The following is a 12,415-nucleotide window of genomic DNA, read 5'->3' on the forward strand; positions in this document are numbered from 1 at the left end:
GGCTTTGCGGGCGTTCTCTGCGATCTTGAAGGGGCTTTCGGCCCGCCCGATCAGGGCTTTGTCCGGCCCTTTTCGGTATATCCCGGGTGTCGAATGGAGTCATCGGAAAAAGGGATCGAAGAAGGAGTACCTGCCATGGAGGCCAAGGAGATGGTGGACGGACTCGTCCAGGGAGCTCTCGCGGCGCTCGGGCGGTTCGAGGAGTTCGACCAGGAGCAGGTCGACCACATCGTCAAGAAGGCGTCGCTCGCGGCGCTGAGCGCCCACGGCGAGCTCGCGAAGCTGGCCGTGGAGGAGACCGGCCGCGGCCTCTTCGAGGACAAGGCGGTCAAGAACCTCTTCGCCTGCGAGCACGTGACGCACTCGATGGCCGGTCTGAAGACCGCCGGAGTGATCCGCCGCGACGAACTGAACGGCATCACCGAGATCGCCGAACCCGTCGGCGTCATCTGCGCGATGACCCCCGTCACCAACCCCACCTCGACCACCCTCTTCAAGGCGCTGATCGCCCTGAAGACCCGTAACCCCATCGTCTTCGCCTTCCACCCCTCCGCGCAGAAGTGCTCCGCCGAGGCAGCCCGGATCGTCCGCGACGCCGCCGTCGCCGCCGGCGCGCCGGCCGGCTGCGTGCAGTGGATCGAGGAGCCCTCCATGGAGGCCACCGGCCTCCTCATGCACCACGACGGGGTCTCCACCATCCTCGCCACCGGCGGGAACGCGATGGTCAAGGCCGCCTACTCCTGCGGCAAGCCCGCCCTCGGCGTCGGCGCCGGAAACGTTCCCGCCTACGTCACCAGGAGCGGCAAGCTCCAGCGGGCCGTCCACGACATCGTGCTCTCCAAGGCCTTCGACAACGGCATGATCTGCGCCTCCGAGCAGGCCGTCATCCTCGACCAGGAGGTGTACGAGCAGGGCATCGCCGAGTTCGAGCGGCTCGGCGCGTACGTCGTCACCGCCGCCGAGAAGACCAAGCTGGAGGAGTACGTCTTCGGGACCACCGCCTACGCCACCACCTGCTCCGGCGCCAAGCTGAACGCGGCCGTCGTCGGGAAGTCGCCGCGGTGGATCGCCGAACAGGCCGGCTTCGAGGTCCCCGACGGCACCACCCTGCTGCTCGCCGAGTGCCACGAGGTCGGCGAGGGCGAGCCGCTCACCCGCGAGAAGCTCTCCCCGATCCTGGCCGCCCTCAAGGCCGACACCACCGAGCACGGTCTCGAACTCGCCGCGCGGATGGTCGAGTTCCACGGGCTCGGGCACAGCGCCGCGATCCACACCGAGGACGAGGAGCTCGCCGAGGAGTTCGGCAAGCGGGTCAAGGCGATCCGGGTCATCGTCAACGCCCCCTCCACCTTCGGCGGGATCGGCGACGTCTACAACTCCTTCCTGCCCTCCCTGACCCTCGGCTGCGGCTCGTACGGACACAACTCGGTCGCGAACAACGTGACCGCGGTCAACCTGATCAACGTCAAGCGGATCGGACGGCGCAACACCAACATGCAGTGGTTCAAGGTCCCGCCGAAGATCTACTTCGAGCGCAACTCCCTGCGCTACCTCGGTGAGATGGACGGCCTCGAGCGGGTCACGATCGTCACCGACAAGACCATGGGCACGCTCGGCTTCGTCCAGAAGGTCACCGACATCCTCCGGGCCCGCCCCTCGGCGGTCGTCCTCCAGGTCGTCGACAACGTCGAGCCCAACCCCGAGCTGGCGACCGTCCAGGCCGGCGCCGCGCTGATGCGGGACTTCGAGCCCGACACGATCGTCGCGCTCGGCGGCGGCTCGGTGATGGACGCGGCCAAGATCATGTGGCTGATGTACGAGCACCCGGAGGTCGAGTTCGCGGACACGAAGGAGAAGTTCTTCGACATCCGCAAGCGCGCCTACAAGTTCCCGGGCCTCGGGAAGAAGGCGCAGATGGTGGCCGTCCCGACCACCTCCGGCACCGGCAGCGAGGTCACCCCCTTCGCCGTCATCTCCGACCCGGCGGCCGCCCAGAAGTACCCGCTCGCCGACTACGCGCTCACCCCGAACGTCGCCATCGTCGACCCGGTCCTCCCCATGGGGCTCCCGGCGAGCGTCACCGCCGACTCCGGCTTCGACGCCCTGACCCACGCCACCGAGGCGTACGTCTCGGTCTACTCCAACGACTACACCGACGGGCTCTGCCTCCAGGCGATCAAGCTCATCTTCGAGAACCTGGAGCGGTGCGTGGTGAACGGGGCGAAGGACCCCGAGGCGCGCGAGAAGATGCACAACGCCTCGACCGTCGCCGGCATGGCCTTCGCCAACGCCTTCCTCGGCCTGGTCCACGCCATGGCGCACACCCTCGGCAACACCTTCCACGTCGCCCACGGCCGCACCAACGCCCTGCTCCTGCCGCACGTCATCCGGCACAACGGCCAGGTCAGCGGCAAGGCCACACCGTGGCCGAAGGCGGAGGTCTACCGGGCTCCGGAGCGGTTCCAGGAGATCGCGAAGATGCTGGGCCTGCCGGCCGGGACGCCGGAGGAGGGCGTGGAGTCGTACGCGAAGGCCGTCGAGGAACTGCGCGCGAAGTGCGGGATCCCGGCCTCCTTCCAGGCGGAGGGCGTCGAGGAGGCGGCCTTCCTGGAGGCCCTGCCGCAGCAGGCGATGAACGCGTACGCCGACCAGTGCGCGCCGGCCAACCCGCGGATGCCGATGATCGAGGAGATGAAGGAGCTGATGACCCGGGCGTACTACGGCGCCTGACCCCTTCTCAGGCAGCAGGCCGCCCCGCGCGAGGAAGCGCGGGGCGGCCTTGTCGTCGTGCGGAGGTTCACGCGGCGGCACCGCCCGCCGCGCCGAGTTCCTCGGCGATCGGCTCGGTGCCGGGCTTGCGCCCGATCGAGGCCATGACCAGCGTGACCACGGTCCCGACGACCGCCCAGGCGGAGAGCACCAGGAGCGAGGCGGTGACGTCGTTGCCCTTGAAGTACGCGATGGAGCGCGCGACCCAGGTGCCGGCGCCGGGCGGCAGGGCGGGGCCGATCGCGTTCCAGAACGGCGGCAGCATCGGCAGCGGGAACGCGCCGCCCGCGCTCGGATTGCCGGCCACGACGATGAGCAGGATCGCCAGGCCGATGCCGACGATGCCGAAGACCGATTGGAGGGCGAGGGTGGCGGCGCCGACCGCGAAGACCACCAGGGCGCCCAGGCCCCACAGGGCGAAGACGCTGCCCGGCAGGGCGCCGAGGATCGGGCCGACGATGATCGCGCCGCCGAGGCCGCCGAGGATCGCGTAGAGCGCGAGGGCGCCGAGCCGGATGATCGCGCGCTCCCGGTTCGCGGGGCGGGAACCGGCGCTGATGGCGAGGATCGCGGCGCAGATGTAGCCGCCGACGCACCAGCCGACGACCAGGTAGAAGGCGGAGAGGCCGTCGAAGTCCTGGGGTGAGGCGGGGGCCACGTCGACGGTCCTGATGGTGCGTCCGTTCGCGGCCTCGACCGTGGTGAAGAGCCTGTTCAGGGAGGAGGCGAGCACGGTGCCGCCGCCGGAGGCGACGAGCAGGGTGTCGGTGGTCCCGGCCGGGTTCACGAGCAGGGCGCCGTCGATGTCCCGGTTCAGGATCTGCCGGCGGGCCTCGGCCTGGTCGGAGACCGTCCGCGGGTCGAGCGGTCCGCCGGGGAGCTGGTCGAGGCGGCCGACGAGCTGGGCGGAGACCGCCGGGGGCGCGACCACGCCGAAGGGGACGTCCCGCGGCTTCGGGTTGTGGAGCGCCCCGACGTACGAGGCGATGAACAGCAGCTGGAGGGCGAAGACGCCGACGACCAGCAGGGCGGCGCGGGGCGTGACGGCACTCTTCAGTTCGTCGACGAGGCTCATGCCCCCCACGCTCCGGGGAGGGGGGTGATCGCGCAGGCGGGGTGGGGCCGAACGGATGAGGTGTGCGTGACCCCTCCCGCAAGAATCGCTGATGTGTTCGAATCGGGTCGCCGACCAGGGTCGATGAGGGGGTACAGTAATCGAACGAGCGTACGATGAACATATCGGGTGAATCGTCGAAAAGGGGTGGAGTGATGGAGGTGCGGCATGGCGGGCTTCGCCCATCTGCACGTCGCGTCCGGTTACTCCGTCCGCTACGGCGCCGCCCACCCCGAACACCTCGTCCGGCGGGCCGCCGAGCGGGACGTACCCGTGCTCGCGCTCACCGACCGGGACACCGTCACCGGCGCCGTCCGGTTCGCTCAGGCCTGCGCCGAGACCGGTGTCCGGCCGGTCTTCGGCGTCGACCTGGCGGTGGAGGCCCTCGCGCCCCCGCCACCGGCGGCACGCCGCCGCACCCCGGCGCGCGGAGGCGCGCACGTCGTCGAGCCGCCGCTGCGGTTCACGCTGCTCGCGCGGGACCGGGAGGGGTGGGCGCGGCTGTGCCGCATCACCTCGGCCGCCCACGCCGACGCTCTCGGCGGTACGCCGCCGGTGGTGCCGTGGGAGGCGCTGCGCGCGCACGGCGGCCCCGGCCTGATCGCGCTGCTCGGACCGCTCTCGGAGCCGGTACGGGCCCTGGCGGCGGGCCGCGAGGACATCGCGACGAGGCTCCTCGTCCCCTGGCAGGAGATCTTCGGCGGCGGACTCGGCCTGGAGACGGTGGCGTACAAGCCCTCCGGCACCGGCCCCGGATCGCTCCGGCTGGCCGCCAGGACGCTGGCGCTCGCCGACCGCACCCGTACCACCGCCGTGCTCACCAACGCCGTGCGCTACGCCGACAAGGACCAGCACCGGCTCGCCGACGTCCTGGACTCCGCGCGGCTGCTGCGGCCGATCGACCGGCGCCGCCTGGACAGCGGGCAGCGCTGGCTCAAGGGCGAGGGGAAGATGACGAGCATCGCGCGGCTGATCGCCGAGTGCGCGGGCGCGGACCCCGCGCGGGCCCGCCGGCTGCTGGCCGACACGGCAGCCGCGGCGGCCGCCTGCGCCCTCGACCCCGTCGCCGACCTGGGGCTCGGCACGCCCCACTTCCCCGAGCCCGGCGTGCTCGGCGCGGGACCCGGAGCCGGCGGTGCGGCGCGGCTGCTGCGCGAGCGGAGCGAGGCCGGCCTGGTCCGGCGCGGCCTGGACCGGGACCGCGCCGCGCTCGACCGGCTCGACGACGAGCTCGCGGTGATCTCCCGGATGGGCTACGACTCGTACTTCCTCGCCGTCGGCCAGGTCGTGGCCGACATCCGGGAGAAGGGCATTCGGGTCGCGGCCCGCGGCTCCGGCGCCGGATCGATGGTCTGCCACGCGCTGGGCATCGCCACGGCCAACCCGCTCGACCACCGTCTGCTGTTCGAACGCTTCCTGAGCGTGCGCCGGAGGTCGCTGCCCGACATCGACATCGACGTCGAGTCCGCCCGGCGCCTGGAGTGCTACGACACGATCTTCGACCGCTTCGGCAAGGAGCGGGTCGCGGTCACCGCCATGCCCGAGACCTACCGGGCCCGCCGCGCCCTGCGCGACACCGGCCTCGCCCTCGGTGTCGCGCCGGCGGACATCGACCGGATCGCCAAGAGCTTCCCGCACCTGCGGGCCTCCGACATCAAGGGCGCCCTCGCCGAACTGCCCGAGCTGCGGGGCCTCGCGGCCGAGGCGCACCGCTACGGGCCGCTCTGGGAGCTGGCCGAGGGGCTCGACTCCCTGGTCCACGGCATGGCCATGCACCCCTGCGGCGTGGTCATCAGCGACGCGACGCTCCTGGACCGGCTGCCGGTCCAGCCGACCCCCCAGGGCGAGTACCCCATGGCGATGGCGGCGAAGGAGGAGATCGAGGCGCTGGGCAACATCAAGCTGGACGTCCTCGGCGTCCGGATGCTGTCCTCGATGACCCACGCGGTCGCAGAGATCGAACGGGCCACCGGTGACCGGATCGACCTGGACGACCCGGCGCAGGTGCCGCTCGACGACGTCTTCGCGTTCAAGCTCATCCAGGAGAGCCAGACCCTCGGCCTGTTCCAGCTCGAATCGCCCGGCCAGCAGGACCTGCTCTCCCGGCTCCAGCCCCGCGACCCGCAGGACGTCATCGCCGACATCAGCCTCTTCCGTCCCGGGCCGGTCGCCGGCGGCATGCCCGAGCGGTACATCGCCGCACGGCACGGCGGCACACCGGCGTACGCCCATCCCGACCTGGAGCCGGTGCTCGCCGACACCTACGGCGTGACCATCTGGCACGAGCAGATCATCGAGACGCTGTCGGTGATGACCGGCTGCGACCGGGCGCTCGCCGAGGTCGCCCGGCGGGCGCTCGGCGACAAGAAGCGACTGCCCCGGATCGAGGACTGGTTCCACCGCCTGGCCGGCGCCCGGGGGTACGACGCGGCCGTGCGCGAGCAGGTCTGGAAGACGGTCGAGGCCTTCGGCGCCTACGGCTTCTGCCGGGCGCACGCGGTCGCCTTCGCCGTACCGGCGCTGCAGAGCGCCTGGCTCAAGGCGCACCATCCGGCGTTCCTGCTGGCCGGTCTCCTCGAACACGACCCCGGCATGTGGCCCAAACGGGTCCTCGTCTCCGACGCCCGCCGCCGTGGCGTGCCGATCCTCCAGGTCGACGTCAACGACTCCCGGGTGCAGCACACCGTGGAGAAGGCCGACGGGGACCGGTGGGGCGTACGGCTCGCCCTGTCCGCCGTACACGGCATCAGCGAGGAGGAGTGCGCGCGGATCGAACAGGGGCAGCCCTACGGATCGCTGTCGGACTTCTGGCAGCGGGCCCGCCCCAGCCGGCCCGTCGCCGAACGCCTCGCCGAGATCGGCGCCCTGGCCTGTCTCCACGAGGACGGCCTCACCCGGCGCGACCTGCTGCTGCAGATCGCCGAACTCCACCGGCAGTCCCGCACCCGCTCCGCGGGCAAGGGCCAACTGCCCCTCGACGCGGGCGCCGTCGGCGGGGCGGAGCCGAGCGGGCTGCCGGAGATGACCGGACGCGAGGCCCTGAGCGCCGAGCTGAACACCCTCGGCATCGACGTCTCCAAGCACCTGATGGAGCACCACCACCGGCTGCTGCGCGAGATCGGCGCGACCGACGCGGCCCACCTGGCCGGGATGCGCGCCGGTCAGCAGGTGCTCGTCGCGGGCGTCCGGGCCTCCACCCAGACCCCGCCGATCGCCAGCGGCAAGCGGATCATCTTCGTCACCCTGGAGGACGGCTCCGGCCTGGTCGACCTGGCCTTCTTCGAGGACTCCCACCCGGCCTGCGCGCACACCGTCTTCCACAGCGGGCTGCTGCTCGTGCGCGGCACGGTCCAGGTGCGCGGCACCCGCCGCACCGTCGTCGGCACCATGGCCTGGGACCTGGACGAGATCGCCGCCGCCCGCCGCGACCGGGGCCCCGAGGCCGCGCTCGCCCTGCTCGGCGCCGACCGGCCGCACCCGACGCCCGCCCAGCCGCACCGCGTCCTGGTCAACGGCACCACCGGCGCCCGCCTCCATCCGTACGCCGACCTGCAACCGGCCGGCAGCCGTTCGGCGGACCTGAAGAAGTTCGGCTACACCAGCCCCGGTTCCGCGGGCTGACCACGCGAGGCCAGGGGACAATGGGGGGATATGAGCCTGAGGTTCTTCGATGACAGGCGTCTGGCGTCCGACCTCTATGCCGCGGCGATCCAGAACACCGGCCCCGAACAGGTCGGAGCGGGGATCTCGCGCGTGCTCGCCCCCATCGTGGCCCACGACGCGCTGAGCCTGGTGGGAACCGACCCGGCGACCGGCCCCGGTCTCGGCAGTTTCAGTTTCTGGCACCAGTACGACCCCGCGCTGGTCGGAGAGCTCGTCATGCACCGGCATCTGGGGGGCGACCCGCGGCCGGCGATCCCGACTCTCCTGCGGACCCCCGCTGTCGTGGTGGGCGCGGGCACCGACGGGTCGCCCGTGCCCGACCCGCGTGTACGGGAGATCCTCACCGCCCACGGGGCGAGTTCCGAGCTGCGTCTGCTTCTCCAGGACAGGCGCGGCGTGTGGGGGGCTCTCGGGCTGCTCCGCTGCGAAGGCGCCGCGCCGTTCGGCCAGGACGACGCCCAGCGGGCGACCCGGCTCGTACCGGCGCTGCTGGCCGCCCTGCGCCGCTACGCGACGGCCGGTCCGCTCTGCCCCGAGGTTCCCCCGCTGTCGGCGGGAGTGATCACCGTCGGTCCCGACCACCGGATCAAGGCCGTCAGTCCGCAGGCGCGGCTGTGGCTGGACCAGTGGTCGGCGCATGCCATCCCCTCGTGGGTACCGGGAGCGTTCTTCGTCTCGCTCTCCCTCGTCGCCCGGGCGGAAGCCCGCCGCGAGGGCGGGGCGATGCCCCTGGTGTGCGCGCCTCCGGCCGCCTCCGGCCGCTGGACCACCTGCCAGGGGCAGGTGCTCGACGAGGCCGCCACAGGCGATGTCGCCCTCGTCGTCCAGGGGGCCACCTGGGACCTGGTCCTGCCGTCGTTGTGCGCGTGGTACGGCATCACCCCCCGAGAGCGCGATGTCGTCACGCAGCTCCGCACGGGGGCGTCCGTCAAGCAGATCGCCCGTCGCCTCGACCTGTCCGCGTACACGGTCAACGACCATCTCAAGGCCGTCTTCCGCAAGACCGGAGCGGACGGGCGCGAGGAACTCGGCGCCGCGCTGACCCGCTGACCCCTGATCCGCTGCCATCCGATCCGCGGTCTGTCCATCCCTGGATTCAGGGGGGCGCGGCGACACGGATCCCGCCCAGCATGAGAAGGGAGATCGGAACATCCGCGGTCGGTTCGCACAGCGAGGCCGCTCACCGAAGGGAAACGGACATGACCCACACGGCAAGCGTCAGCGGGGGCCATGCACTGCTGAATCCGGAGATGGCCGCCCAGGACTTCCCGCTCCGGGGTCACGGTGTCTTCCAAAAGGTTCTGGACGTGCCTGGCTTCCTGGGAGCCCACGCCTTCGTGGTCGGCAGCGTCACAGAGGTCAACCCGGCCACCGGCAAGCCCGTCATGGGAGACGCCGTCGTCACCCTGCACAACCTGGTGCCCATGGACGGGAAGAAGGTGGCGGTGCGCGTGGAATCGAGCTGGCAGGAGGACCTCGACTTCAAGGTCCAGCTCCTGTGGTTCCTCACGTGAACCCACTCACCGACCCGGCACGGCCGGAGGGGGCGCGGGCAACCGCGCCCCTTTTTGATTCGCACAGATATTCGAACAAGCGTTACGGTGGGACGAGTGGAACCCGAGCCTGAGAGGAGGGTCGCCGCCATGGCCTCGTCGCGCCGGCACATCGCCCACCTCCACCTGCACACGGTTCCGACCGGGGAGCAGTACGGAGACATAATCGAACTGGTGTCTGGTATTACGCCGCACGTCCAGGCCGTCCCGCCCCAGGCCGTCCAGCTGGACCTGACCTCGGCGCTCCGCTACTTCGGCCTGTCCCCCTACGACGTCGTCCAGCTGGCGAAGCTCCGGCTGAAGGCGCTCTACGACATCGACAGCAGCGCCGGACTCGCGGGCAACCGCATGCTCGCCGCCATGGCGGCCGACGCGTCCGCGCCCGGCGAGACCACCTGGGTCCCCGCCGACCGGGCGGAGGAATGGCTGCACCCGCGGCCGGTCACCGCGCTGCCCGGGATCGGGCGCGCCACCGCGGACTCGCTCCACCGGTACGGGCTCCACACCATCGGCCAGGTCGTCGAACTGCCCCCGGCGACCCTGCAGCGGCTCCTCGGGGTCGGCCCCGCCCGGCTCCTCGCCGAGCGCGCCCGTGGCCACGACCCGCGCCCGGTCACCCCGTCCGAGCCCGCCGCGCACCTGAGCGCCGACCTGGTCCTGGAACGGGACTGCCTCGACCCGGCCCAGCAGCACCGCGCGGTCCTGGGGCTCGCCGACCGGATCGGGCAGCGCCTGCGCGGCGAGGGTCTGGTCGCCGGGCGGCTCACTCTCACGGTGCGGTACGCGGACCGCAGCTCCACCACGCGTACGCGCGCCCTGCCGGAATCCACCGGCCACTCGCCGGCCCTCGCCGCGACCGCCCTCGGGCTCCTTGCCGCGCTCGGCCTGCAGCGGGCCCGCGTCCGCGCGTTCGCGCTCCGCGCCGACGACCTGCTGCCGGCCGGCGGCGCCTACCGACAGCTCTCCCTGGACCCCGGCGACACCCGTGCCCGCGCGGCCGAGGCCGCCGCCGACCGGGCCCGCCGCCGCTTCGGCCCGGAGGCAGTCCGTCCGGCCGCCCTGGGAAGGGTGCGCCGAAGTGGTACGCCTGTACTCCGTGTTGACGAGAAGTCAATTTTTACCGACGCGTAACTTCCCAGTGATGGCTACTCGTGCGTAGCTTGGCCTGAAGCAGAGCATCCCCACTTGTGGTCCGGGCCGCAGGGCTTACTGCCGTCGTTCGTTTCTGATTTCCCTTGAGCCGCAAGGAGATCGCACGATGCTGCCCTGGAAACACGCGCTCAGAACCCTCTCGGTCCTGCTGCTGACCGCCGCCGCGACCTTCGCCCCCACCGCCTCGGCCCAGGCCGCTCCCGCTCAGACCGCGGCCACCAGCCGGGGCTGGAACGACTTCTCCTGCAAGCCCTCGGCCGACCACCCGCGCCCCGTCGTGCTGGTGCACGGCACCCTCGGGAACTCCATCGACAACTGGCTCGGCCTCGCGCCGTACCTCGTCAACCGGGGCTACTGCGTCTTCTCGCTCGACTACGGCCAGCTGCCGAACGTGCCCTTCTTCCACGGGCTCGGCCCGATCGACAAGTCCGCCGAACAGCTCAAGGTCTACGTCGACAAGGTCCTGGCCGCCACCGGCGCGCCCGAGGCCGACCTCGTCGGGCACTCGCAGGGCGGGATGATGCCCCGTCACTACCTGAAGTTCCTCGGCGGGGCGGCGAAGGTCAACGCCCTCGTCGGGATCGCCCCCGACAACCACGGCACGACCCTCAACGGCCTCACCAAGCTGCTGCCGTACTTCCCCGGCGCCGAGGGGCTCATCAGCGAGAAGACCCCGGGCCTCGCCGACCAGATCGCCGGCTCCCCGTTCATCACCCGCCTCAACGCCGGCGGGGACACGGTCCCGGGGGTCACGTACACGGTCATCACGACCAAGTACGACGAGGTGGTGACCCCGTACCGCTCGGGCTTCCTCGACGGTCCGAACGTCACCAACATCGTCATCCAGGACAAGTGCGCGCTCGACCTCTCGGAGCACGTGGCGATCGGGACGCTGGACCGGGTGACGTTCCACGAAGTGGTCAACGCCCTCGACCCGGCCCACGCGACCCCGACCACCTGCCTTTCCGTGATCGGCTAGCGCTCAGCGCTTCTTGGCGCTTAGCGCGCTGCGCGGCGGCCTCGGCCCCGGCGGGTCGCGCCGAAGAGCACGGCCGCGCCGAGCGCCAGGACGGCGGCGCCACCCATCGCCAGGTACGAGGTGGTGGCGTCGCCCCCGGTCTCGGCGAGCCGCTCGCCCTCACCGGCGGCCGCCGGCGCGTTGGGCGCGGTCGAGGCGGCCGGCTCCGAGGCGGCGGGCTCCGACGGGGTCGACGCGGGCTGCGAGGTGGCCGGCGCGGCGGCCGTCGCCTCCGCGCCGGTCCCGGCGTGCTGGTCGCCGTGGCCGCCGTGCTCCACGGAGGACTCGTCCGTGCCCGCCTCGATCTCCTCGTCGGTCGGCGCGGAGGCCGTCGGGGCGGGCGCGCCGCCGGTGGTGCCGTTGTCCTTGCCGAAGACGACGTCGGAGCAGGTGTAGAACGCCTCGGGGGAGTCGGAGCGCTGCCAGATCGAGTAGATCAGGTGGCGGCCGGACTTGTTCGGGATCGTGCCGTCGAAGACGTAGTCGCCGTTCTCCATCCGCGGGTCGGTGACCGTGGCGAACGGCTTGGCCTCCAGGTCCGACCACTTCAGCGGCTTCGAGGGGTCGTAGCCGTCCTTCGTCACGTACAGCTCGAAGGAGCCCCGGTGCGGGGCGGTCCCCTTGTAGCGGAAGGTGTGCTTGCCGGAGGCGAGCGTGCTGGCGGGCCAGTCGCCGCGCGCCAGGTCCAGGCCCCGGTACTTGTCGTTGCCGGCGCTGCAGAGCTTGCCGTCCGCGATCAGGTCGCGGTGCTTGCCGGCAGCGTTGGCGATGTTCACCGCGTTCCAGTCGTAGAACGCCTGCGTCCCGCTGGCCGCCACGGCCGCCTTGCACGCGGCCGACTTCGGGCTCTCGGGACCCTCCGCGTAACACGCGGACACCCGGCTCACCGGATCCGTCATCGATCCGTGCGCCACGGCCGGCGAAGCGGCGAGCCCGGCGAGCGCGAGCGGCGCGACACCGAGCGCGAGGACGGCGGAAGCGGTACGGCGAGCGGTCATGCTGAACAACTCCTTGGAGGGGGGACGCCTGGGGTTCGATCAGCAAGCTAGCCCCCGGAATCCGCGAAATCGCCTGCGAGAAGGGGCTGATGGCGATCCTTATGGTCGCTTTAAGGAGCCGCTAAGCGGCCCCTCAGACACCGCCTCG

General features: G+C 71.8%; 8 protein-coding genes. 6 read left to right on the top strand and 2 right to left on the bottom strand.

The genetic code is table 11. The features are described 5' to 3' along the window. The first annotated feature begins 150 nt into the window (after positions 1-150). Complete coding sequence (gene adhE / locus AB0F56_RS05295; RefSeq protein ID WP_362005088.1) at positions 151-2,730, top strand: bifunctional acetaldehyde-CoA/alcohol dehydrogenase; 2,580 nt, start codon at positions 151-153, stop codon at positions 2,728-2,730. A 67-nt stretch (positions 2,731-2,797) separates the two neighbouring features. Here adhE and AB0F56_RS05300 read toward each other — a convergent pair whose 3' ends face one another. Beyond that, on the bottom strand, positions 2,798-3,844 hold the full coding sequence (locus AB0F56_RS05300) for a DUF3533 domain-containing protein (protein WP_362004185.1): 1,047 nt from the start codon (positions 3,842-3,844) through the stop codon (positions 2,798-2,800). Between the two features lie 207 nt (positions 3,845-4,051). On the opposite strand from AB0F56_RS05300, the gene dnaE reads away from it, so the two are divergent. The 5 genes from dnaE to AB0F56_RS05325 all read left to right on the top strand — a co-directional run bounded on the left by dnaE (position 4,052) and on the right by AB0F56_RS05325 (position 11,230). Continuing rightward, positions 4,052-7,504 (top strand): DNA polymerase III subunit alpha, encoded by a 3,453-nt coding sequence (gene dnaE / locus AB0F56_RS05305; protein ID WP_362004188.1) that lies wholly within the window; start codon positions 4,052-4,054, stop codon positions 7,502-7,504. Between the two features lie 30 nt (positions 7,505-7,534). After that, the gene (locus AB0F56_RS05310) at positions 7,535-8,596 is read left to right on the top strand and encodes a helix-turn-helix transcriptional regulator (protein WP_362004191.1); all 1,062 of its coding nucleotides are present in this window, start codon (positions 7,535-7,537) and stop codon (positions 8,594-8,596) included. Between the two features lie 149 nt (positions 8,597-8,745). Further along, positions 8,746-9,060: a hypothetical protein gene (locus AB0F56_RS05315; RefSeq protein ID WP_362004193.1), complete on the top strand. Its 315-nt coding sequence runs from the start codon at positions 8,746-8,748 to the stop codon at positions 9,058-9,060. Positions 9,061-9,189: 129 nt separating this feature from the next. Then, positions 9,190-10,230 (top strand): ImpB/MucB/SamB family protein, encoded by a 1,041-nt coding sequence (locus tag AB0F56_RS05320; RefSeq protein ID WP_362004195.1) that lies wholly within the window; start codon positions 9,190-9,192, stop codon positions 10,228-10,230. A gap of 127 nt (positions 10,231-10,357) precedes the next feature. Further along, positions 10,358-11,230, top strand: coding sequence for an alpha/beta fold hydrolase (locus AB0F56_RS05325; protein ID WP_362004197.1), 873 nt, complete (start codon positions 10,358-10,360; stop codon positions 11,228-11,230). A gap of 20 nt (positions 11,231-11,250) precedes the next feature. Here the strand turns inward: AB0F56_RS05325 and AB0F56_RS05330 are convergent, their stop codons facing one another. Then, positions 11,251-12,267: a lytic polysaccharide monooxygenase gene (locus tag AB0F56_RS05330; protein WP_362004200.1), complete on the bottom strand. Its 1,017-nt coding sequence runs from the start codon at positions 12,265-12,267 to the stop codon at positions 11,251-11,253. Positions 12,268-12,415 lie beyond the last annotated feature (148 nt).

Origin of the sequence: Streptomyces sp. NPDC026092, from assembly GCF_040638605.1 — a bacterium.
In the GTDB taxonomy this organism is placed as follows: Bacteria; Actinomycetota; Actinomycetes; order Streptomycetales; family Streptomycetaceae; genus Streptomyces.

Excerpts from the sequence above, each read along its gene's own strand:
- adhE (WP_362005088.1), top strand. The coding sequence starts at position 151 with ATGGTGGACGGACTCGTCCAGGGAGCTCTCGCGGCGCTCGGGCGGTTC.
- AB0F56_RS05300 (WP_362004185.1), bottom strand. The coding sequence starts at position 3,844 with ATGAGCCTCGTCGACGAACTGAAGAGTGCCGTCACGCCCCGCGCCGCC.
- dnaE (WP_362004188.1), top strand. The coding sequence starts at position 4,052 with ATGGCGGGCTTCGCCCATCTGCACGTCGCGTCCGGTTACTCCGTCCGC.
- AB0F56_RS05310 (WP_362004191.1), top strand. The coding sequence starts at position 7,535 with ATGAGCCTGAGGTTCTTCGATGACAGGCGTCTGGCGTCCGACCTCTAT.
- AB0F56_RS05315 (WP_362004193.1), top strand. The coding sequence starts at position 8,746 with ATGACCCACACGGCAAGCGTCAGCGGGGGCCATGCACTGCTGAATCCG.
- AB0F56_RS05320 (WP_362004195.1), top strand. The coding sequence starts at position 9,190 with ATGGCCTCGTCGCGCCGGCACATCGCCCACCTCCACCTGCACACGGTT.
- AB0F56_RS05325 (WP_362004197.1), top strand. The coding sequence starts at position 10,358 with ATGCTGCCCTGGAAACACGCGCTCAGAACCCTCTCGGTCCTGCTGCTG.
- AB0F56_RS05330 (WP_362004200.1), bottom strand. The coding sequence starts at position 12,267 with ATGACCGCTCGCCGTACCGCTTCCGCCGTCCTCGCGCTCGGTGTCGCG.